Genomic DNA, 22,919 nt, shown 5'->3' on the forward strand with positions numbered 1-22,919 from the left:
TGCCGTCTAACCTCATCGCTTTGCCCATTGGCCGCAATATGCCCATGCTACGATGCGTTTTTAGCACGACCATTCGAAAATAATTCAGGAGACGCTGCATGGAGAAAATCTGGCTGAAATCTTATCCGCCCGGCGTTCCAGCAGAGATCGACCCGACACGCTATTCGTCGGTGGCCGAGTTGCTCGAGGAAGCCTTTCGCGAACACCGCGCAAAGCCGGCGTTCGTGTGCATGGGCAAGCAGATCAGCTACGGTGAACTCGACGAGCTTTCGCGCAATCTTGCAGCGTGGCTGCAGTCGAAAGGGCTCACGCGCGGCTCGCGTGTCGCGATCATGATGCCGAACGTGCTGCAGTATCCAGTCGCGCTCGCCGCGATTCTGCGCGCGGGCTATGTGGTCGTGAATGTGAATCCGCTGTACACGCCGCGCGAACTCGAGCACCAACTGAAGGACAGCGGCACTGAGGCGATCATTCTGCTCGAGAATTTCGCGGGGACCTTGCAGGCCATCGTGCGCAATACGCCGGTCAAGCATGTGGTCGTCGCGGCGATGGGCGACCTGATGGGCATCAAAGGCCCGCTCGTGAACTTCGTCGTGCGCAAGGTCAAGAAGATGGTGCCGGCGTGGAGCCTGGCTGGGCACGTCAAGTTCAACGACACGGTCTCGGAGGGCGCACGTCTGACGTTCAAGCCGGTCCAGCAGGAGCCCGACGATATCGCGTTCCTGCAATACACGGGCGGCACCACCGGCGTGGCCAAGGGCGCGACGCTGCTGCACCGGAACCTGATCGCGAACGTGCTGCAGTCGGAGGTCTGGCTCAATCCGGTGCGCGCGAACCGCACGGATATCGATCAGTTCGTTACGGTCGTCGCGTTGCCGCTGTATCACGTGTTCGCGCTGACCGTGTGCGGGCTGCTGACGATCCGCACCGGCGGTCTCGGCGTGCTGATTCCGAATCCGCGCGATATCCCCGGCATGATCAAGTCGCTCGAGGGGTATGCGATCACGACGATTCCCGCGGTCAACACGCTCTACAACGCGATGTTGAACAGCCCCGACTTCCACAAGCTCGACTTCTCGAAGCTGCTGACCGCGAACGGCGGCGGCATGGCGGTGCAGGAGGCGGTCGCGAAGCGCTGGTTCGAGCTGACGCGCACGCCGATCGTCGAGGGCTACGGGCTGTCGGAAACGTCGCCGTGCGTGACCTGCAATCCCGTCACCGCCACCGGATACAACGGCACGATCGGTCTGCCACTGCCGTCGACCGAAGTCTCCATCCGCGACGACGAAGGCAACGAAGTGCCGCCCGGCCAGTCCGGCGAGATCTGCATCCGCGGCCCGCAGGTGATGGCGGGCTACTGGAACAGGCCCGACGAAACCGCCAAGGTGATGACGGCGGACGGCTTCTTTAAATCAGGCGACGTCGGCATCATGGGCGCGGACGGCTTTGTGAAGATCGTCGATCGCAAGAAGGACATGATTCTGGTGTCCGGCTTCAACGTGTATCCGAATGAAGTCGAGGACGTCGTCGCAAAGCTGCCGGGTGTGTTCGAAGTCGCGGCGGTGGGTGTACCGGATCAGCATTCCGGCGAGGCAGTGAAGCTGTTCGTCGTGAAAAAGGATCCGTCGCTGACCGACGAACAGATCTTCGCATACTGCAAAACGCAACTGACCGGCTACAAGCGGCCGAAGGTCGTCGAATTCCGCACCGAGTTGCCGAAGAGCAATGTCGGCAAGATCCTGCGCCGCGAGTTGCGCGACGGCAGGGCTTAAGCGAGCGAAGAACAAAAGCCCGGCGCACGAAAGTGCCCGGGCTTTTTGTTGCCCGTACAAAATCCGCGCATAAAAAAAGGCGCCCGAAGGCGCCTTTGAGACAAACTGCGTTTTTTTACGACTTATTAGAACTTGTGACGGATACCGATACGAGCCGTGAACTGGTTGCTGCTCGACGAACCGGTCAGGCCGTTGATGCCTGCCGTTGCTGCGACCACCTGACCCGTTGCGTTGACCGTGTCGCCCAAAGCGTGCTGGTACACGCCGACCAGGTACACGTCGGTACGCTTGGACAGGAAGTAGTCCACGCCCAGCGCGCCCTGATGGTACTGAGCACGCGAGTTGCCTTCGATCTGCTGGCCGCGCGTGTAGTCATACGCTGCGCCGACCAGCAGTGCCGGGGTCAACTGATACTTGAAGTTGATTTCGCCGTTGTTGAACGTTGCCTTCTGGCCAGTGAACGGCGACGCGAACGTCTTGCCGAGGTTAGCGAACTGGATGTTCGAATACGTCAGGCCGATGGTTGCCGCGCCGAACGTGTACGCACCGCCTGCGCCGATGACCTGGTACGTGTTAGCCGATGCGAAGCCAGCGTAGATCGGGGTCGTCACAGCTGCGCCGGCAGCCGTCGTCGTGCCGCCGTTGTTGAACAGACCGCCCGTCGCCGACGGCGTACGCGCGTTCAGGTAACCAACGCCCAATTGCAGCGGACCATTGTTATAGCCAGCACCCAACGACCAGATCTGGTTGCCGGTGAAGTTACCTGCCTGGCCGCCGAAGCTATACGTGCCGCCAAACGTCAGGCCGTTGTAGTTGGTGCTCGTGTACTTGACCGTGTTGTTGGTGCGATACGCGTTGTTGAAGTTGTCGATATCGCCCGGGTGAGCGGCGATGTAGCCGCCCCACTGATCACCCGATTCGAACGGACCCACGTAGTCGACGACGGAGTCGTACTGACGACCCAGCGTGACCGTGCCGAACTGGCTCGACAGACCGACATATGCCTGACGACCGAACATCAGGCCGCCTTGACCGAGCTTGCCGTTGGTCACGTCAAAGCCGTTTTCCAACACGAACAGGGCCTTCAGACCGCCGCCCAGATCTTCAGTGCCACGCAGGCCGAAACGCGAGCCTTGCAGGACGCCGCTGGACATGTTGTACAGATGCTTACCGCCCGAGTTGGTGTTCATGTTGATACCAACGTCAACGATGCCGTACAGGGTCACGCTGCTCTGCGCATGAGCGACGCCTGCGAATGCGCCCAGTGCTGCAAGAGCGAGAAGCGACTTTTTCATCGAATGATCTCCAAGGAATACGAATCTTTTGTACAAGGCGAAATATTTAGTTAGTGCAGAGGGCCTTGCTGTCTAACTTCGCGAGAAGTTGCCACGTAATGTAACAAAAGGCATACATGGAACAAAGAAAAAGGAGTCGCTCCGGAAGGCTGCTGTTTCGTTTACGCAACATGGTCTAGAATCGCAAATTAACCGCCCATTTCATGCGGATTGGTGCCTGTCGGGCCACGGGTTTCGCGTCGCGAAGCCTTGTCGCACGGACCTTCCGGAACGATGCGGCGGTTATCGAATCAGGGAGCGCTTTATGTTGCTGGACGAGTTGATTGGCGAGTTTGATCGGGGTTTACGCTCACTGACGGGGGTCTCGCGGATGAGCCGTCCGCTGCCGCTTCCGCAGGCTTCCGCGGCGACGGCCGAAGCTCCCGAACTCTCGCCCGCGGAGCGCGCGCATGCGGCGGGTTTGATGCGTGTGAACCACGTCGGCGAAGTGTGCGCGCAGGCGCTTTACCAGGCGCAGAAACTCGCCACCAACTCACCTTCATTGCGCGCCATGTTCGATCACGCCGCGTCGGAAGAAGAGGATCATCTGGCGTGGACCGCCAAACGCCTCCAGGCGCTCGACTCGCGTCCGAGTCTGCTCAATCCGGTGTGGTACACCGGCGCGCTCGCGATCGGTCTCGCCGCGGGGCGTCTCGGCGATCGCGTGAGTCTTGGCTTCATGGCCGAAACGGAGCGCCAGGTCGAGCAGCATCTCGACAGTCATCTCGATCAGCTCCCCGCCGCGGACCATGAATCGCGCGCGATCGTCGAACAGATGCGCGTCGATGAAGCGCAGCACGGCAAGGCCGCGATGGACGCGGGCGGCATCGAGTTGCCGTTTCCTGCACGCGCGTTGATGCGTGCGATGTCGAAGGTGATGACGCGCACCGCCTATTACATATGAGCGTTTCACCCGCTTCGCTTCGCTAGCCGGAGCACCGCACGTATCGCCTCAGCCATCGCTGACCGCATTTCCGCAAGCGAGACGGCGCCGCGCGCCTCGTTCGTCGTCGGCCCGGGCGACGCCGCCTCTTCCCTTTCAGAATCCCTTGACGATCTCTTTCAATTCGCGCTGTTTCCTCGCACTTTTCACGTATCACCTTCACAAGTTGCACTAGCCCTTTCATTTATAACGGTTTTCTGTTTTATGCTGGACGTGAAAGAGTCGCGCTAAGTCCTTGTTCTAGCAAACAAAATCCGCTCGAAAAGCGCGCCGCTCCCTTGACCCGTGTTTAGCGTTCCTCTAAAGTGGGAGACAGTGTGAGAAAGTGTATTTTTGTGTGTTCTCGGCACCACTTTCGGGTAGATTTTCACGGACCGGGCGGGCGGCGCAAACAGCGCCGCAATAGGGGAGAGCGAAGTGTTCCAAGGGGCGTCGGCGCTGACGCTCGATGCGAAAGGGCGGATGTCGATTCCCTCTCGTTATCGGGATGCGCTGCAAACACAGGCAGAGGGCCGGGTGACGATCACCAAGCACCCGGACGGCTGCCTGTTGCTCTTTCCGCGCCCCGAATGGGAAATCTTCCGTGACAAGGTCGACAAGCTGCCCATGAACGCCGCCTGGTGGAAACGCATTTTTCTCGGCAATGCAATGGATGTGGATATGGACGGCGCAGGCCGTGTGCTCGTGTCGCCGGAGTTGCGAGCGGCTGGCTCGCTGGAGAAAGAAGTGACCTTGCTCGGCATGGGCCGCCATTTCGAGCTGTGGGATGCACAGATCTACGCCGCGAAGGAACAGGCGGCGATCGCCGAGGGCATGCCCGACGCGTTGAAAGATTTCACGTTCTGATCGCGGCTTATTTATATGGCACCTGCGATGGGAAACGAATTGCAGCATCGCACGGTGCTGCTGAACGAAGCGGTCGATGCGCTGGTCACGCGCGCCGACGGCACGTATGTGGACGGCACGTTCGGCCGTGGCGGCCATAGCCGCCTCGTGCTGGAACGGCTCGGTGAAGCAGGGCGGCTGATCGCGTTCGATAAAGATCCGCTCGCGATCGCGACGGCGCAGAAGATCGCCGATCCGCGCTTTGCCATCGTCCACGAGAGTTTTGCTTCACTGCGCGCCGCGATGGCGGAGCGCGGGGTAGGGCGTGTGTCGGGGGTGTTGCTGGATCTGGGCGTGTCGTCGCCGCAAGTCGACGATCCGGAGCGGGGCTTCAGCTTCCGCGCCGACGGCCCGCTCGACATGCGGATGGACCCGACGCGCGGCGAGTCCGCCGCTGACTGGCTCGCGCGGGCCACGGTGCAGGAATTGACGGAGGTGATACGAGATTATGGGGAAGAACGGTTTGCTTTTCAGATTGCAAAGGCGCTTGTTGCTCGCCGGGCAGAGTCCGACCGTCTTGGGCCTCTCGTCAGCACGGGCGAGCTTGCCCAAATCGTGGCTAACGTCGTCAAAACCCGTGAGAAGGGCAAGGACCCGGCAACCCGCACCTTTCAGGCTATACGGATTCACGTCAATCAAGAGCTTGCGGAGCTGCAAGTCGTTCTAGCAGCAGCGTTGTCGTTGTTGGAGCAAGGGGGGCGGCTGGTGGTCATCAGCTTTCATTCGCTCGAGGACCGGATCGTCAAGCGATTCATGCAGGCGCACGCGAGCACGCCGGCGGTGGATCGCCGTCTGCCGATCCGCGCGGTCGACCTGCCGAGCCCTCCGCTCAAGATCATCGGCCGCGTATTCGCGAGCGACGCTGAAGTCGCCGGCAACCCGCGCGCCCGTTCTGCCGTGATGCGCGTGGCGGAGCGGATCGCGCCATGAACCGCCTCAATATTTTCCTGCTGATCATCGTGATGGGCTGTGCCTTGTCGGTCGTCAACGCGACCAATCAGCAGCGTCAGATCTTTATCCAGCTGCAGCGCGCGCAGTCGCAGGAGCGTCAGCTGCAGCAGGACTATTCGCAGCTTCAATATCAGCAGAGCGCGCTGTCCAAAACGTCGCGCATCGAGCAGCTCGCCACCGCCTCGCTGAAGATGCAGTCGGTCACCACGGGCCGCACCCAGTACCTGACGCTCGCCCCGGGCGCCGCGACGGCGATCGACGCACCCATTCCGACTTCCGCGCCGGCCTCGGCGCCGGTCGCGACCCGTCGCGGAGCCACGCGATGAAAAAATCGTCGGCCCACAAGAGCGTTGCGTTTTCGGCCAATCCGATTCTGTCGGTGCGCCTGCCGATGTGGCGCTCGAAGCTCGTCGTGTTTCTGCTGTTCATGGCGTTCGTCGCGCTCGCCGCGCGCGCGTTCTGGATTCAGGGGCCGGGCAACGCGTTCTATCTGAAGCAGGGCGAGATCCGCTATCAGCGCCGCATCGACATGCCGGCCACGCGCGGCAAGATTCTCGACCGCAACGGTCTCGTGCTCGCCACGAGTCTGCCGGTGCGTGCAATCTGGGCGATTCCCGAATCGGTGCCCGACGACCTCGGCGCCGACAAGCTCGACGCGCTCGGCAAACTGCTCGGCATGACCACTAAGGAATTGCGCTCGAAGCTGTCGGAAGACAAGACCTTCGTCTACGTGAAGCGCCAGGTGCCGGTCGACGTCGCAGAAAAAGTCGCGGCGCTCGAGATCCCCGGCATTTACTCGCGCGACGAGTACAAGCGCTTCTATCCGGAAGGCGAGATCACCGCTCACCTGATCGGCTTCACGAACGTCGAGGACGAGGGCCAGGAAGGCGTCGAGCTCGGCGACCAGAAGCTCCTCGCGGGCATGTCGGGCAGCCGTCGCGTGATCAAGGACCGGATGGGCCACATCATCGAGGACGTCGACGAACAGGTCGTGCCGCACAACGGCAAGGACGTCGATCTGTCGATCGACAGCAAGATCCAGTACATCGCCTATACGAACCTGAAAGCGGCCGTCGAGAAATTCAAGGCGAAGGCCGGCGCGGCGATGGTGATCGACGTGCGCACCGGCGAAGTGCTCGCGCTCGTCAATTACCCGACCTACAACCCGAACGACCGCTCGCACCTGACCGGCGATCAGCTGCGCAACCGCATCCTGACCGACACGTTCGAGCCGGGTTCGATCATGAAGCCGTTCACGGTGTCGCTCGCGCTCGATCTGCACCGGGTGACGCCGACTACACTGGTAGATACGGGCAACGGCCACTTCGTACTCGACGGCGCGCCGATTACCGACGACAGCGGCTTCGGCGTGCTGACGGTCGGCGGCGTGATCCAGAAGTCGAGCAACATCGGCGCGACCAAAATCGCGATGCAGTTGCGGCCCGAAGAGATGTGGAACATGTACACCAGCATCGGTCTCGGCCAGGCACCGAAGGTCGGCTTTCCGGGCGCGGCGGCGGGCCGTCTGCGTCCGTGGAAGAGCTGGCGCCGTATCGAGCAGGCGACGATGTCGTACGGCTATGGCCTGTCGGTGTCGCTGTTCCAGCTCGGCCGCGCGTACACCGCGATCGCGCACGACGGCGAAATCATGCCGGTGACGATTTTCCACACGCCGGGCGACCCGCCGGCCACCGGTCCGCAGATCTTCTCGCCGACCACCGCGCGTGAAGTGCGCGCGATGCTCGAAACCGTGGTGTCGCCGCAAGGCACGTCGCCGGATGCGGCGGTGCCCGGCTATCGCGTCGGCGGCAAGAGCGGTACCGCGTACAAGCACGGTCCGCACGGCTACGACCACTCCAAATATCGCGCCTCGTTCGTCGGCATGGCGCCGATGCCGAATCCGCGCATCGTCGTTGCGGTGTCGGTCGACGAGCCGACGGCCGGTAGCCACTTCGGCGGCCAGGTGTCGGGCCCGGTGTTTTCGGGCATCGCCGGGGATACGCTGCGCGCGCTGAACGTGCCGCCCGACATGCCCGTCAAGCAGATGGTCGTGTCCGACGATTCGGCGCCGCCCGCGCCCGGCGCGCCGGCCACGCCGCCCGTGGTGAAGAAGCTGTCGACGAGCCCCGGCGTGAAGAAGATGACCATTTCCGCCAACCCGAAAAATCATCCAGGAGTCGAGCGATGAGCGCGCTGCGCGAGCAACATCCAGCGCACCGGCAGATCGCCGACGCCCTCGCCTGGCTGCACGCGCACGTGCAGCCAGGCGCGCATCTGCACGCCGACACGCGCTCGCTCGCGGCCGGCGACGCGTTCTTCGCGTACGCGGTCGATGGCGCGGACAACCGCGCATTCATCGACGCGGCCATCAAGCGCGGTGCGGCCGCCGTGCTCGTGCAACCCGAAGGTTTCAGCGGCACGCTCGACGCGGCCGCCGCACATGCGGTGCCGGCGTTGAACGAACTCGCCGGCACGATCGCGAGCGCGTGGTATCGCGATCCGAGCGACGCGATGCTCGCGGTCGGCATCACCGGCACGAACGGCAAGACCTCGTGCAGCCAGTGGGTCGCCGCGGCGCTGTCCGCGCGCGGCACGCGCTGTGCGATCGTCGGCACGCTTGGCACTGGGCTCGTCGGCCAGCTCGTGCACACCGGCTTCACGACGCCCGACGCACCGCAATTGCAACGCAGCCTCGCGCAATTGCGCGACGCGGGCGCGCAGGCGGTGGCGATGGAAGTGTCGTCGCATGCGCTGCACCAGGGGCGCGTGAACGGCACCGCTTTCGACATCGCGGTGTTCACGAACCTGACGCAGGACCATCTCGACTATCACGGCACGTTCGAGGCCTATGAAGCCGACAAGGCGCGTCTGTTCGCCTGGCCCGAGCTGCGCGCGGCCGTGATCAATCGCGACGATGCCGCCGGCCGGCGTTTGCTCGCGAGCACGCGTAGTCACGCGCGCACGATCGCGTATGGCATCGAGGGCGAGCATGGCGACGCCGACGCTGACGGCACACCGCAAGCCGACGCGTGGCTCACTGCATCGAACGTGCGTGCCACCGCGACCGGCACCGCGTTTCATCTGAGCACCTCGGACTGGGGCAACGCCGAAGTCGAAGTGCAAACGCTCGGCCTCTTCAACGTCGGCAATCTGCTCGCGGTGCTCGGCGTGCTGCTCGCCGCCGACGTGCCGTTCGACGCTGCGCTCGCCGAACTCGCGAAGCTCGAACCGGTGAACGGCCGCATGCAGCGTCTGGGCGGCCGTCTGCAGAACGACGAGCCGCTCGTCGTGATCGACTACGCGCACACACCCGACGCGCTCGAAAAAACGCTCGAAGCACTGCGGCCGATCGCGACCGCGCGCGGCGGCGAACTCGTCTGCATGTTCGGCTGCGGCGGCGACCGCGATGCGACCAAGCGTCCGCTGATGGGCGCGATCGCCGAGCGGCTGGCGGACAACGTCGTCGTGACGAGCGACAACCCGCGCAGCGAAGATCCGCTCGCGATCATCGAGCAAATTGCCGCGGGCATGCAGGAAGCGTCGAAGGCGCGCCGCATCGAGGACCGCGCGAGCGCGATCCTGCAGGCGATCCGCGGCGCCGCGCGCGAAGACGTGATCGTGCTGGCCGGCAAGGGGCACGAAGCCACACAGGAAATCATGGGCAAGAAACGCGCTTTCTCCGATCAGGACCACGCCCGCCTCGCGCTCGCCGCGCGCGCCACACAAACACGCGGAGGTGGCGAATGAACATGTTCTCGCTACGTGCAGCCGCCGCGCAGATCCCCGGCGCGAGCGTCACCGGCGACGACAGCGTGCGCTTCGAGCGCGTGTCGACCGACAGCCGCAGCGCTGGCCCCGGCGATCTGTTCATCGCGATCAAGGGCGACCGTTTCGACGCGCACGACTTCCTGCCGCAAGTGGCCGAGCGCAACGTCGCGGCGGTGCTCGTCGCGCGCACGCCGGATAGCTGGAGCGTGCCCGCGATCCGCGTCGCCGATACGCGCGAAGCGCTCGGCGCGCTCGCGCGCGGCTGGCGTCGTCAGTTCGAGCTGCCGCTCGTCGCGGTCACGGGCAGCAACGGCAAGACCACGGTCAAGGAAATGATCGCCTCGATCTTCGCGGCCGCGGTCGGCGCGGATGCGCGTCTTGCGACCGCGGGCAATTTCAACAACGACATCGGCCTTCCGCTCACGCTTTTCCGTCTGCATGCCGCGCATCGGCTCGCCGTGGTCGAACTCGGCATGAACCATCCGGGCGAAACTGAACAGCTCGCGAAGCTTGCCGAGCCGACGGTTGCCGTCGTCAACAACGCGCAGCGCGAGCACCAGGAATTCATGGCGAGCGTCGAGGCGGTCGCGCTCGAACACGCGAGCGTGATTCACGCGCTGTCGCCGGAAGGCACGGCGGTATTCCCCGCCGACGACGCATACGCGAGCATCTGGCGCGTCGCCGCGACCGGCAGTCGCATCATCGATTTCGCGTTGAACAGCGCGGAGCGCACGACCGAAGCCGCGGTGAAGGGCAGGTTCGACGGCAAGCGTCTGTCTATCGACACGCCGCAAGGCCATCTCGACGTCACGCTGCAGGTGCTCGGCAATCACAACGCGCACAACGCGCTCGCGGCGGCCTCGGCGGCGTTGGCAGCGGGTGTGTCGCTCGACGCGATCCAGCGCGGCCTCGAATCGTTCGGCGCGGTGAAGGGCCGTCTGCAGGTCAAGCAGGCCGTGCTCGGCACGCTCGCGGGCGCAACCGTGATCGACGACACCTACAACGCGAATCCCGATTCGATGCGCGCCGCGATCGACGTGCTCGCGTCACGTGAATCGCCGCGTGTGCTCGTGATGGGCGACATGGGCGAAGTCGGCGACAACGGCCCGGCGTTTCACCGCGAAATCGGCGCGTATGCGAAAGAGCGCGGTATCGACGCGCTGTATGCGATGGGCGACGCCTCGCGCGACGCCTGCACCGCATACGGCGCGGGTGCGCACCACGTCGCCGATGTCGGCGCGCTGGTCGCGCAACTGCAGCAGGCCGGCTTCGGCGCTGCCGCAACGCTTCTCGTGAAAGGCTCGCGCTTCATGCAGATGGAGCGCGTGGTGGACGCCGTTACGAGTCCACAACCCAACGCCGCGGGCATGACGCCCGCTGCACATTGAAATAGAAGGATCCAGGCATGCTACTGGCGCTGGCGCAATGGCTGCAGAATGACGCAAGCTTCTTGCGCGTGTTCAGTTATCTGACGTTTCGCGCGGTGATGGCGACCATCACCGCGTTGTTGATCGGGCTCGTCTGCGGCCCGGCGGTCATTCGCAAGCTGACCGCGATGAAGGTCGGCCAGGCCGTTCGCAAGGACGGCCCCCAAACTCACCTCGTCAAATCGGGCACGCCGACGATGGGCGGCGTGCTGATCCTGCTCGGCATTGCCGTGGCCACGCTGCTGTGGGCCGATCTGACCAACCGCTTCATCTGGATCGTGATGCTCGTCACGTTCGGCTTCGGCGTGATCGGCTGGGTCGACGATTACCGCAAGGTCGTCTACAAGGACCCGCGCGGCATGTCATCGCGCGAGAAGTATTTCTGGCAATCGGTGATCGGCCTGTTCGCGGCGGTTTATCTCGCGTTCAGCGTGTCCGAGGCGAGCAACGTGCGCGTGTTCGACCTGTTCATGGCGTGGGTGCGCAGCGGTCTGTCGATGGGCTTGCCCGCGCGCGCCGACCTGCTGCTGCCGTTCTTCAAGTCGATGACCTATCCGCTCGGCGTGTGGGGCTTCATCGTGCTCACGTATCTGGTGATCGTCGGCGCGAGCAACGCGGTGAATCTGACCGACGGCCTCGACGGCCTCGTGATCATGCCGGTCGTGCTGGTCGGCGCGTCGCTCGGCGTGTTCGCGTACGTGATGGGCAGCTCGGTCTACTCGAAATACCTGCTGTTCCCACACATCCCCGGCGCGGGCGAATTGCTGATCTTCTGTTCGGCGATGGGCGGCGCGGGTCTTGCGTTTCTTTGGTTCAACACGCACCCGGCGCAGATGTTCATGGGCGACGTCGGCGCGCTCGCGCTCGGCGGTGCGCTCGGCACGGTCGCGGTGATCGTGCGTCAGGAAATCGTGCTGTTCATCATGGGCGGCATTTTCGTCGCGGAAACGCTGTCGGTGATGCTGCAGGTCACGTGGTTCAAATATACGAAGCGCCGTTACGGCGAAGGGCGGCGGTTCTTCAAGATGGCACCGCTGCATCACCATTTCGAATTGTCGGGCTGGAAGGAAACGCAGGTGGTCGTGCGTTTCTGGATCATCACGTTGATGTTGTGCCTGTTCGGTTTGTCCACGCTCAAATTGCGTTAAGCAGCAGTATTTAAGGAAGCAGGCGATGTTCGGCGAGAAGTTTCGGGATCGGCAAAAGCCGATGGTGCTCGTGCTGGGACTGGGTGAATCCGGTCTCGCGATGGCGCGCTGGTGCGCCAGGCACGGCTGTCGGCTGCGCGTGGCCGATACGCGCGAAGTGCCGCCGAATCTGTCCGCGCTCGAAGCGCATGGCGTCGATGCCGATTTCGTCGGCGGTCCGTTTTCGCCGGTGCTGCTCGAAGGCGTCGAGCTGGTCGCGATCAGCCCGGGACTGTCGCCGCTGGCCGCCGATCTGCTGCCGCTGATCACGGCGGCGCGCGAGCAGGGCATCCCGGTGTGGGGCGAACTCGAACTGTTCTCGCAGGCGCTGCGCACGCTCGGCGAGTCCGGCTACGCGCCGAAGGTGATCGCGATCACCGGCACGAACGGCAAGACCACGACGACGAGTCTCGCCGGCCTGCTGTGCGAACGCGCGGGCAAGAAGGTCGCGGTGGCGGGCAACATCAGCCCGTCGCTGCTCGACAAACTCTCCGAAGCGATCGACCAGACCGCGCTGCCCGACGTGTGGGTGCTCGAACTGTCGAGCTTCCAGCTGGAGACCTCGCATACGTTTACGCCGGACGCGGCCGCCGTGCTCAACATCACGCAGGATCATCTGGACTGGCACGGCGGACTCGATGCGTACGCAGCCGCGAAGGGCCGCATCTTCGGTACACGGACGGTGCGCGTGCTGAACCGCGACGACGCACGCGTAATCGCGCTCGCGCCCGCCAGCGGCGACGCGGAGGTCGTCACGTTCGGCGTGACCGAGCCGAAGAACGACGGTGACTATGGCCTCCTGCGCGACAACGGCATGGTGTGGCTCGTCGAAGCGCAAGATCGCGACGCGAGCGACGAGTCCCCCAAGGGGACTTCCTTCGGGGCGCCGACGCCGAAGCGCCGTCGCAAGAACGAAGCAGCCGCAACGCCCGACATCGCGTTGAAGCGTCTGATGCCCGCCGACGCACTGCGCATCCGTGGCCTGCACAACGCCGCCAACGCGTTGGCCGCGTACGCGCTCGCACGCGCGATCGGCCTGCCCGGCGCGCCGCTTTTGCACGGCCTGCGCGAATATCGCGGCGAGCCGCATCGCGTGGAACTGATCGCGTCGATCGACGGCATCGACTATGTGGACGACAGCAAGGGCACCAACGTCGGCGCGACGGTCGCCGCGCTCGACGGTCTCGCGCAGCGCGTCGTGCTGATCGCCGGCGGCGACGGCAAGGGTCAGGAGTTCGAGCCGCTCGCCGCACCGGTGATGCGCTGGTGCCGCGCGGTGATGCTGATCGGCCGCGATGCGCCGCAGATTCGCGTGGCGCTCGAACATTGCGGCGTCGCGATGACCGATCACGCGACTCTTGAAGACGCGACGCGCGCGGCCACCGCGCTCGCGCAGCCCGGCGACGCGGTGCTGCTGTCGCCCGCGTGCGCGAGCTTCGACATGTTCAAGGGTTACGCACACCGCGCGGCGGTATTCCGCAGCACGGTCGAAGATATCGCGGCCGAACGGGGGACGATGATATGAGCTGGTCGGAACGTTTCGGCTCGCGCGAACCCTCCGGCGGCAACGGCGCCGCGGCGCGCACGTCCACCCGCACGGGCGGCAGCGGTCTCGCGAGCGCGGTCAACGGCGTGCGGCCGCTGCGCTCGCGCATGCTCGACTACGACCACTCGCTGCTGTGGGTCGTCGTCGCGCTGCTCGGGCTCGGCGTCGTGATGGTGTACTCGGCGTCGATCGCGATGCCCGATTCGCCGAAGTACGCGTCGTATCGCGATTGGGCGTTCCTCGTGCGCCAGATCATCTTCGTGCTGATGGGCGCGGCGGTCGGCGTCGCGTCGTTCCGCATTCCGATTTCGACGTGGGACAAGTACGCACCGAAGCTCTTCCTGATCTCGCTCGTCGCGCTCGTGATCGTGCTGATCCCGCACGTCGGCAAGGGCGTGAACGGCGCGCGCCGCTGGATTCCGCTCGGCATCACGAACATGCAGCCGTCGGAAATCATGAAGCTCGCGGTGACGATCTACGCGGCGAACTACACGGTGCGCAAGCAGGAATACATGCACAGCTTCGCCAAGGGCTTTCTGCCGATGGCCGTCGCGGTCGGTCTCGTCGGCATGCTGCTGCTGCTCGAGCCGGACATGGGCGCGTTCATGGTGATCGCGGCGATCGCGATGGGCGTGCTGTTCCTCGGCGGTGTGAACGGCAAGCTGTTCGGCGGCCTCGTCGCGACCGCGGTGGGCACGTTCACGTTGCTGGTGTGGGCGTCGCCGTGGCGTCGTGAGCGGATCTTCGCCTACCTCGATCCGTGGGACGATCGCTACGCGCAGGGCAAGGCGTATCAGCTGACGCACTCGCTGATCGCGTTCGGGCGCGGCGAGTGGTTCGGCGTCGGGCTCGGCGGCAGCGTCGAGAAGCTCAACTATCTGCCGGAAGCGCATACCGACTTCATTCTCGCGGTGATCGGCGAGGAGCTGGGTTTCGTCGGCGTGCTCGTCGTGATCCTGATGTTCTACTGGATCGTGCGCCGTTCGTTCGAGATCGGCCGCCAGGCGCTCGCGCTCGATCGCACGTTCGCGGGTCTGGTCGCGAAGGGCGTCGGCATATGGTTCGGCGCGCAGACCTTCATCAACATGGGCGTGAACCTCGGCCTACTGCCGACCAAGGGCCTGACGTTGCCGCTCGTCAGTTACGGCGGCTCGGGCATTTTGTTGAACTGCGTGGCGATCGCGGTGCTGATGCGGGTCGACTATGAGAACCGGGTGTTGATGCGCGGGGGCAAGGTATGACGGCTCTGCCACAACGCACGGTGATGGTGATGGCCGGCGGCACCGGGGGACATGTGTTCCCGGGGCTCGCGGTCGCACATCTGATGCAGGCGTGGGGCTGGAAAGTCGTGTGGCTCGGCAACCCCGCGGGCATGGAAGCGACGCTGGTACCGAAGCACGGCATTCCAATGGAGTACCTGCGCTTCGGCGGCGTGCGCGGCAAGGGCCTGAAGACCAAGCTGATGCTGCCGGTGAATCTGCTGCGCGCGTGCACGCAGAGTTTGAGCGTGCTGCGTCGCGTGAAGCCCGACGTCGTGCTCGGCATGGGCGGCTACATCACGTTCCCGGCCGGTCTGATGACCGCGCTGAGCGGGCCGGCCGCTCGTGCTGCACGAACAGAATTCGATCGCGGGTCTCGCGAACAAGGTGCTCGCGAAGCTCGCGAAGCGCGTGCTGGTCGCATTTCCGAATGCGCTGCCGCACAGCGAATGGACCGGTAATCCGATTCGCGAGGAACTTGCGCGGGCGAATCCACCCAAAGCACGCTACGCGCAGCGTAATGGTCCGCTGAACATGCTCGTCGTGGGCGGCAGTCTCGGCGCCGCGGCGTTGAACGAAGTCGTGCCGCGCGCGCTCGCGCTGCTTGGCTCCAACGAGAGACCGCGCATCGTGCATCAGGCGGGCGCGAAGCATATCGACGCTCTGCGCGAGAACTACGCGGCGGCTGGTTTGCAGGCTGGTGCGGATGTCTCGCTCGTGCCGTTCATCGACGACATGACGAGCGCCTACGAAGCAGCCGATCTGGTGATCTGCCGCTCGGGCGCGATGACCGTGTCGGAGATCTCGGCGGTCGGCGTCGCGGCGCTGTTCGTGCCGTTCCCGTACGCGGTCGACGATCACCAGACCACTAATGCAGCGTTCCTCGCCGACAACGGCGCGGCGCTGGTCGTGCAACAACGCGATCTGTCGGCGGAAAAGCTCGCCGACTGGTTGCGCAGCCAGACGCGGGAAAGTCTCGCGGAAATGGCGGAGCGTTCGCGCTCGCTCGCGAAACCGGATGCCACCGAACAGGTCGCGCAGATCTGCGCGACGGTGGCGGCTGCGGGTTCGATGGCGGGCGTGAGCCCAGAAGGAAAGCAATGAAACACATCGTCAAACACATTCATTTCGTCGGCATCGGCGGCGTGGGCATGAGCGGCATCGCCGAAGTGCTCGTCAATCTCGGCTATCAGGTGAGCGGCTCGGACCTGTCGGGCAACGCGGTCACCGAGCGCCTCGCCGGGCTCGGCGCGCGCATTTCGATCGGGCACGCGGCGGAGAACATCGAAGGCGCGAACGCGGTGGTGGTATCGACCGCGGTGCGCAGCGACAACCCGGAAGTACTGGCCGCGCGTCATCGCCGCATTCCGATCGTGCCGCGCGCGGTGATGCTCGCGGAGTTGATGCGTCTGAAGCAGGGCATCGCGATTGCCGGCACGCACGGCAAGACCACGACCACGTCGCTGGTCGCGAGCGTGCTCGCCGCGGGCGGGCTCGATCCGACCTTCGTGATCGGCGGCCGGCTGATCAGCGCGGGCGCGAATGCGCGCCTCGGCACCGGCGACTTCATCGTCGCCGAGGCGGACGAATCGGACGCGTCGTTCCTTAACCTGTTCCCGGTGATCGAGGTCATCACGAACATTGATGCCGATCATATGGACACCTATGGTCACGACTTCGCGCGTCTGAAGCAGGCCTTCATCGAATTCACGCACCGTTTGCCGTTCTACGGCATCGCGGTGCTGTGCGTCGACGATCCGAACGTGAAGGAGATCCTGCCGTTCGTGTCGAAGCCGATCATCCGCTACGGTTTCGCGGCCGATGCGCAGGTGCGCGCGGTCAACGTCGAAGCTCGCGAAGGCCGCATGCATTTCACCGTGATGCGCGAAGACGCGGCGCCGCTCGACGTGACGTTGAACCTGCCGGGCGAGCACAACGTGCAGAACGCGTTGGCCGCAATTGCAATTGCGACTGAACTTGAAGTGAAAGATGCCGATATCCAGCGAGCGCTCGCGGATTTCAACGGCGTCGGCCGACGCTTCCAACGCTATGGCGAAGTGCCGGTTCTCAGCGACGGCCAGGCCGCGGGCTCCTACACGCTGGTGGACGACTACGGTCACCACCCGGTCGAAATGGCCGCCACGTTGGCGGCGGCGCGCGGCGCATTTCCGGGCCGGCGTCTGGTGCTGGCGTTCCAGCCGCACCGCTTCACGCGCACGCGTGATTGCTTCGAGGATTTCGTGAAAGTGCTGTCGACCGTCGACGCGCTCGTGCTGACCGAAGTCTATGCGGCCGGCGAAGCGCCGATCGTCGCCGCCGACGGCCGCGCATTGGCGCGCGCGCTGCGCGTCGCGGGCAAGGTCGAGCCGGTGTTTGTCGATACGGTGGATGAAGTGCCGGACGCGCTGTCCACGGTGGTGCGCGACGGCGACGTGGTGATTACGATGGGCGCGGGTTCGATCGGCGGTGTGCCGGTTCGACTCGCTCAGGAACAGAAGGTGTGAGATGAGCAGTATCGACCCTAAACAATTCGGCAAGGTGGCAGTGCTGCTCGGCGGTAATTCCGCCGAGCGCGAGGTGTCGCTCAATTCCGGGCGCCTGGTGTTGCAAGGCCTGCGTGACGCGGGCGTCGACGCGCATCCGTTCGATCCGGCCGAGCGTCCGCTGTCCGCGTTGAAGGATGAAGGCTTCGTGCGCGCGTTCAACGCGCTGCATGGCGGCTACGGCGAGAACGGCCAGATCCAGGGCGCGCTGGATTTCTATGGCATCCGTTACACCGGTAGCGGCGTGCTCGGCTCGGCGCTCGGTCTCGACAAGTTCCGCACCAAGCTCGTGTGGCAGCAGCTCGGCATTCCGACTCCGCCGTTCGAAGCGGTGCTGCGCGGTGACGACTACGAAGCGCGCGCCAAGGAGATCGTCGCGAAGCTCGGTCTGCCGCTGTTCGTGAAGCCGGCGAGCGAAGGTTCGAGTGTCGCCGTGATCAAGGTGAAGAGCGCGGACGCGCTGCCGGCCGCGTTGATCGAAGCCGTGAAGCACGACCGTATCGTCGTGGTCGAGAAGAGCATCGAAGGCGGCGGCGAGTACACCGCGTGCATCGCCGGCAATCTGGACCTGCCGGTGATCCGCATCGTGCCGGCCGGCGAGTTCTACGACTACCACGCGAAGTACGTCGCCAACGACACGCAGTATCTGATTCCGTGCGGTCTCGGCGCCGAAGAGGAAGCGCGCCTGAAGGTGCTCGCGCGCCGCGCGTTCGATGTGCTCGGCTGCACCGACTGGGGCCGCGCGGACTTCATGCTCGACGGCGAAGGCAAGCCGTACTTCCTCGAAGTGAACACGGCGCCCGGCATGACCGATCACTCGCTGCCGCCGAAAGCGGCGCGCGCGGTCGGCATCAGCTATCAGGAACTGGTGGTCGGCGTGTTGGCGCTGACGCTGCAGGATTAACCAAGGCAACCGCAAGCGACACCATGTGGAACAACGTTCGCCAGCTCAATCTCACCACCAACGCGTTGCACGCGTTGCTGGTGCTCGTGCTGCTGGCGGCGGGCGCTTACTGGCTGATCCAGCGCCCGAATTTCGCGCTGCGCGAGATCCGGATCGACGGCGATACCGAGCACATCAATTCGCCGACGGTACGCGCTGGCGTGGTGGGGCGACTGAAGGGCAACTACTTCACGGTCGATCTCGACGCCGCACGGCAGGCGTTCGAGCAGATGCCGTGGGTGCGTCACGCGAGCGTACGGCGCGTGTGGCCGAATGCACTGGCTGTCACGCTCGAGGAGTACAAGCCGCTTGGGACGTGGGGCAGCGATCAGCTGGTGAGCGTCGACGGCGAACTGTTCACCGCGAACCAGGGCGAGCTCGACGGAGACCTGCCGGCGTTCGACGGCCCGGACGGTACGGCGAAGGAAGTCGTCGCGCGTTATCACGACTTCCAGAAGTGGTTCGCGGCGATCCACGAGACGCCCGAGGAAGTGACGCTGTCGCCGCGCTACGCGTGGACGGTGAAGCTGTCGAACGGCACGCAGGTGGAGTTGGGCCGCGAACGCAATCAGGACACGCTGGCCGATCGCAGCAAGCGCCTGACCGCGGCATGGAGCGCGGTGACGCAACGTTGGGGAAAGGATATCGAGAATGCGGACTTGCGCTATCCGAACGGTTTCGCGATTCGTGCCACTGGCATGCGCTTCATCAGCGAACCCGACAAGGGCAAGAAGTAAACGGACATCACACGCACTGAGCACGCTATGAGTAAAGACTATAAAGATCTGCTGGTCGCCCTCGACATCGGAACGTCGAAGGTAGTGGCCATCGTCGCCGAGTTGAAGGGCGAGGGTCACTACGAGGTGATCGGTCTCGGCCAGAGCGAATCGAAGGGGCTCAAGAAGGGCGTGGTGGTGAATATCGAAGCCACCGTGCAGTCGATTCAGCGCGCGCTCGAGGAAGCCGAGCTGATGGCCGACTGCAAGATCACGAACGTGTTCACCGGGATCGCCGGCAGCCATATCCGCAGCTTCAATTCGAGCGGCATGGTCGCGATCAAGGAGAAGGAAGTCACGCAGGCCGATGTCGCGCGCGTAATCGAAACCGCGAAGGCGATCAACATTCCGACCGACCAGCAGGTGCTGCATATCCTCACGCAGGAATTCATCATCGACGGTCAGGAAGACGTGCGCGAGCCGATCGGCATGAGCGGCATCCGCCTCGAAGTGAAGGTGCATATCGTGACCGGTGCCGTGAGCGCGGCACAGAACATCGTCAAGTGCGTGCGTCGCTGCGGCCTCGAAGTGAACGACCTGATTCTGCAGCCGCTCGCGTCGTCGCTTGCGGTGCTGACGGAAGACGAAAAGGAACTGGGCGTGGTGCTGGTCGATATCGGCGGCGGCACGACGGACATCGCGATCTTCAGCGAAGGCGCGATTCGCCACACGGCCGTGATTCCGATCGCCGGCGACCAGATCACGAGCGACATCGCGATGGCGCTGCGAACGCCGACGCCGGATGCCGAGGACATCAAGGTCGACTACGGCATCGCCAAGCAGGCGCTCGCCGATCCGGACGAGATGATCGAAGTGCCGGGTCTCGGCGAGCGCGGGCCGCGCACGCTGTCGCGCCAGGCATTGGCGGCCGTGATCGAGCCGCGCGTCGAAGAACTGTTTTCGCTCGTGCAGCAAGTGGTGCGCGAGTCGGGTTATGAGGAACTGCTGAGCTCGGGCGTCGTGCTGACGGGCGGCGCGTCGATGATGATCGGCATGGTCGAGCTCGGTGAGGACATTTTCCTGAAACCGGTGCGCATCGGCGTGCCGGAGTATGCGGGCGGTCTCGCCGACGTCGTGCGCAATCCGCGCTATTCGACGGCGATGGGTCTGCTCGTCGAAGGACGCTCGCAGCGTATGCGCGGGCGCAAGGTTGCGGTGCAGTCGGGGTCGATGGGACAGGTGTTCTCGCGCATGAAGGACTGGTTCCTCGGCAACTTCTGACTACGGGTTTCGAGAAATTCGCGCTGGTGCCGGCGGCCGGCGCGCGACAGGGGGTTGCCCGATCTCCTGCCGGATAACGCCGAGTGGCGGTAACTTTTTATCTTGACGGAGGCAACATGGAATTCCAGATGCTGGAAACCGAAACGAGCGGCACGATCATCAAGGTCGTCGGAGTCGGTGGCGCTGGCGGCAATGCCGTTCAGCACATGATCAACAAAGGCGTGCAAGGCGTCGACTTCATCGTGATGAACACGGACGCGCAGGCGCTGTCGCGTTCGCGTGCCACCGCGGTGATCCAGCTCGGCAACACGGGTCTGGGCGCGGGCGCCAAGCCGGAAATGGGCCGCGCCGCTGCTGAAGAAGCACGCGAGCGTATCGCCGACGCACTGCGCGGCGCGCACATGGTGTTCATCACCGCCGGCATGGGTGGCGGTACCGGCACGGGCGCGGCACCGGTCGTCGCGCAGATCGCGAAGGAAATGGGTATTTTGACCGTTGGCGTCGTCAGCAAGCCGTTCGAATTCGAAGGCGGCAAGCGTATGCGCGTGGCGGAAGCCGGTTCGCAGCAACTGGAGGATCACGTCGACTCGCTGATCGTCGTGCTAAACGACAAGCTGTTCGAGGTGATGGGCGACGACGCCGAGATGGACAAGTGCTTCCAGTGCGCTGACGACGTTCTGAACAACGCGGTCGCGGGCATTGCGGAAATCATCAACGTCGACGGTCTCGTCAACGTCGACTTCGAAGACGTGAAGACCGTGATGGGCGAGCAGGGCAAGGCGATGATGGGCACGGCGACGGTTGCCGGCGTCGATCGCGCGCGTCTTGCGGCCGAACAGGCCGTCGCGAGCCCGCTGCTGGAAGGCGTCGATCTGTCGGGCGCGCGTGGCGTGCTGGTCAACATCACGTCGAGCCGCTCGCTGCGTCTGTCGGAAACGCGCGAAGTGATGAACACGATCAAGAGCTATGCCGCGGAAGATGCCACGGTGATCTTCGGCGCCGTGTACGACGACGCGATGGGCGACGCGCTGCGCGTGACGGTCGTTGCGACGGGCCTCGGCCGCGCGGCGAAGAAGCAGCAATCTGCACCGATGACGCTGCTGCGCACCGGCACCGACAACCAGCCGATCGGCGCGATGGCGCATGCGGCGTACGCACCGGCGGCAGGCCACGCCAGCACGGCCGACTACGGCGCGCTCGATACGCCGGCAGTGTGGCGCACCTCGCGCGACACGGCGGCCTCGCACGTGCAGGCGCTGCAGGAAAAGGGCGTCGATACGTACGACATTCCGGCATTCCTGCGCAAGCAGGCGGACTGAGCGCACGGGCAGGCTTCGTTGCCGCGTTGCGAGTAAGGTCGCAGATGCAGCGCTGGCGGACGAATGCACGAGCGTGGCGGGTGAACGGCAAGCAGGTCGCTTATCGTCTGATTCGCGGCAGGGGCAACTGCCCTCTGCGGATTCGCGAAGCGGACGAAGTGGCTGCCGCCGAACGGCGTTGGCTTATAGCTGAATGGGCCGAAAGCTGAATGGGCCGAACCGAAATTCACTGCGACACGAGGACGTGCGAGCGTGCTTCGCATCGATGCAAAGGACTGAGCATGATCAAGGAAGGTGAAAAGCTGCCCGACGCGACGCTCTTCGAGTACGTCGAAGACGACCGGGCGGGCTGCACGATCGGACCGAACAGTTTCGACGTGCACGAGCAGACGGCGGGCAAGCGCGTGGTGATCTTCGGATTGCCCGGCGCGTTCACGCCGACCTGTTCGGCCAAACATGTACCGGGCTATGTCGAGCATGCCGAGCAGTTGCGCGCTGCCGGCATCGACGAAATCTGGTGCGTGTCCGTCAACGACGCGTTCGTCATGGGCGCGTGGGGACGCGATCAGCACACCTCGGGCAAGGTGCGCATGATGGCGGACGGTAGTGCGGCTTTCACACGGGCGCTTGGTCTGGAGCAGGATCTGGCGGCGCGCGGCATGGGGATCCGTTCCCTGCGCTACGCGATGGTGATCGACGACGGCGTGGTCAAGACGCTGAACGTCGAGGCTTCCGGCAAATTCGAAGTCAGCGATGCAGCGAGTATTCTCGCCACGTTGAGCTAGTTGCTGACGTCGCACCTTCGTCGCGACCCTGCGCTTATGCCGCGTGGCGTTACGGCAACGGTGATTACGACGCTTTTGTGACAGGCCGTTACGCGGGCCGATGACCGGAAACGCCTCCGTTCCGGGGCATCGGCCCGTCACGCTTTCCCTCGCTGAGCTCAGTGGGTAATGCAGCGAAACAGATTGTCACGTTCCCCGCAAAGACGCTGGTCTGGGGATTGGAGTATAATTCGCTCTATGGAATAAAAAATCCTGATTAG

The 22,919-nt window shown here is 64.3% G+C and carries 18 protein-coding genes and 1 pseudogene; 18 read left to right on the forward strand and 1 reads right to left on the reverse strand.

The genetic code is table 11. The annotated features are described in order from the left end of the window. Positions 1-98: 98 nt before the first annotated feature. A complete protein-coding gene (locus tag OKW30_RS20670) occupies positions 99-1,772 on the forward strand; it encodes a long-chain fatty acid--CoA ligase (protein ID WP_184066936.1) in 1,674 nt (557 codons plus the stop codon). 125 nt (positions 1,773-1,897) lie between these two features. Here the strand turns inward: OKW30_RS20670 and OKW30_RS20675 are convergent, their stop codons facing one another. Beyond that, positions 1,898-3,067 carry a porin gene (locus tag OKW30_RS20675; RefSeq protein WP_184066933.1) on the reverse strand — a complete coding sequence of 390 codons (1,170 nt, stop codon included), beginning with the start codon at positions 3,065-3,067 and terminating at the stop codon, positions 1,898-1,900. Positions 3,068-3,371: 304 nt separating this feature from the next. On the opposite strand from OKW30_RS20675, the gene coq7 reads away from it, so the two are divergent. The 17 genes and pseudogenes from coq7 to OKW30_RS20760 all read left to right on the forward strand — a co-directional run bounded on the left by coq7 (position 3,372) and on the right by OKW30_RS20760 (position 22,659). Continuing rightward, on the forward strand, positions 3,372-4,010 hold the full coding sequence (gene coq7, locus OKW30_RS20680) for a 2-polyprenyl-3-methyl-6-methoxy-1,4-benzoquinone monooxygenase (protein ID WP_429347468.1): 639 nt from the start codon (positions 3,372-3,374) through the stop codon (positions 4,008-4,010). Between the two features lie 456 nt (positions 4,011-4,466). Further along, positions 4,467-4,895, forward strand: a complete 429-nt coding sequence (gene mraZ / locus OKW30_RS20685; protein ID WP_013090620.1) for a division/cell wall cluster transcriptional repressor MraZ — start codon at positions 4,467-4,469, stop codon at positions 4,893-4,895. A 15-nt stretch (positions 4,896-4,910) separates the two neighbouring features. Continuing rightward, entirely contained in the window at positions 4,911-5,864 is a 954-nt protein-coding gene (gene rsmH / locus OKW30_RS20690) for a 16S rRNA (cytosine(1402)-N(4))-methyltransferase RsmH (RefSeq protein WP_184066927.1), read from the forward strand. After that, positions 5,861-6,211, forward strand: a complete 351-nt coding sequence (ftsL, locus tag OKW30_RS20695; RefSeq protein WP_090801975.1) for a cell division protein FtsL — start codon at positions 5,861-5,863, stop codon at positions 6,209-6,211. Before rsmH ends, ftsL begins: the two co-directional genes overlap by 4 nt. Next, a complete protein-coding gene (locus OKW30_RS20700) occupies positions 6,208-8,073 on the forward strand; it encodes a peptidoglycan D,D-transpeptidase FtsI family protein (RefSeq protein ID WP_184066924.1) in 1,866 nt (621 codons plus the stop codon). The genes ftsL and OKW30_RS20700 overlap by 4 nt, the downstream gene beginning before the upstream one ends. Then, a complete protein-coding gene (locus OKW30_RS20705) occupies positions 8,070-9,632 on the forward strand; it encodes a UDP-N-acetylmuramoyl-L-alanyl-D-glutamate--2,6-diaminopimelate ligase (protein WP_429347469.1) in 1,563 nt (520 codons plus the stop codon). Before OKW30_RS20700 ends, OKW30_RS20705 begins: the two co-directional genes overlap by 4 nt. After that, entirely contained in the window at positions 9,629-11,041 is a 1,413-nt protein-coding gene (locus tag OKW30_RS20710; protein WP_184066918.1) for a UDP-N-acetylmuramoyl-tripeptide--D-alanyl-D-alanine ligase, read from the forward strand. The genes OKW30_RS20705 and OKW30_RS20710 overlap by 4 nt, the downstream gene beginning before the upstream one ends. Before the next feature lie 17 nt (positions 11,042-11,058). Then, positions 11,059-12,228 carry a phospho-N-acetylmuramoyl-pentapeptide-transferase gene (gene mraY, locus OKW30_RS20715; protein ID WP_184066915.1) on the forward strand — a complete coding sequence of 390 codons (1,170 nt, stop codon included), beginning with the start codon at positions 11,059-11,061 and terminating at the stop codon, positions 12,226-12,228. A 25-nt stretch (positions 12,229-12,253) separates the two neighbouring features. Next, positions 12,254-13,792 (forward strand): UDP-N-acetylmuramoyl-L-alanine--D-glutamate ligase, encoded by a 1,539-nt coding sequence (gene murD / locus OKW30_RS20720; RefSeq protein ID WP_429347470.1) that lies wholly within the window; start codon positions 12,254-12,256, stop codon positions 13,790-13,792. Next, positions 13,789-15,054, forward strand: a complete 1,266-nt coding sequence (ftsW, locus tag OKW30_RS20725) for a putative lipid II flippase FtsW (protein ID WP_184066909.1) — start codon at positions 13,789-13,791, stop codon at positions 15,052-15,054. The genes murD and ftsW overlap by 4 nt, the downstream gene beginning before the upstream one ends. Continuing rightward, positions 15,051-16,176 (forward strand): annotated as a pseudogene (murG, locus tag OKW30_RS20730) (undecaprenyldiphospho-muramoylpentapeptide beta-N-acetylglucosaminyltransferase). The gene ftsW and the pseudogene murG overlap by 4 nt, the downstream one beginning before the upstream one ends. Next, positions 16,173-17,576 (forward strand): UDP-N-acetylmuramate--L-alanine ligase, encoded by a 1,404-nt coding sequence (murC, locus tag OKW30_RS20735; protein WP_184066906.1) that lies wholly within the window; start codon positions 16,173-16,175, stop codon positions 17,574-17,576. The pseudogene murG and the gene murC overlap by 4 nt, the downstream one beginning before the upstream one ends. Before the next feature lies 1 nt (position 17,577). After that, positions 17,578-18,519, forward strand: a complete 942-nt coding sequence (locus tag OKW30_RS20740) for a D-alanine--D-alanine ligase (RefSeq protein WP_090801962.1) — start codon at positions 17,578-17,580, stop codon at positions 18,517-18,519. A gap of 23 nt (positions 18,520-18,542) precedes the next feature. Continuing rightward, positions 18,543-19,295 (forward strand): cell division protein FtsQ/DivIB, encoded by a 753-nt coding sequence (locus OKW30_RS20745; protein WP_184066903.1) that lies wholly within the window; start codon positions 18,543-18,545, stop codon positions 19,293-19,295. A gap of 27 nt (positions 19,296-19,322) precedes the next feature. Next, the gene (gene ftsA, locus OKW30_RS20750; RefSeq protein ID WP_008921172.1) at positions 19,323-20,555 is read left to right on the forward strand and encodes a cell division protein FtsA; all 1,233 of its coding nucleotides are present in this window, start codon (positions 19,323-19,325) and stop codon (positions 20,553-20,555) included. A 116-nt stretch (positions 20,556-20,671) separates the two neighbouring features. Then, positions 20,672-21,874 (forward strand): cell division protein FtsZ, encoded by a 1,203-nt coding sequence (gene ftsZ, locus OKW30_RS20755; protein ID WP_184006597.1) that lies wholly within the window; start codon positions 20,672-20,674, stop codon positions 21,872-21,874. Positions 21,875-22,155: 281 nt separating this feature from the next. Next, entirely contained in the window at positions 22,156-22,659 is a 504-nt protein-coding gene (locus OKW30_RS20760; protein ID WP_429347471.1) for a peroxiredoxin, read from the forward strand. Positions 22,660-22,919 lie beyond the last annotated feature (260 nt).

Origin of the sequence: Paraburkholderia sp. Clong3 (assembly GCF_050436485.1) — a bacterium.
Classification (GTDB): Bacteria; Pseudomonadota; Gammaproteobacteria; order Burkholderiales; family Burkholderiaceae; genus Paraburkholderia; species Paraburkholderia tuberum.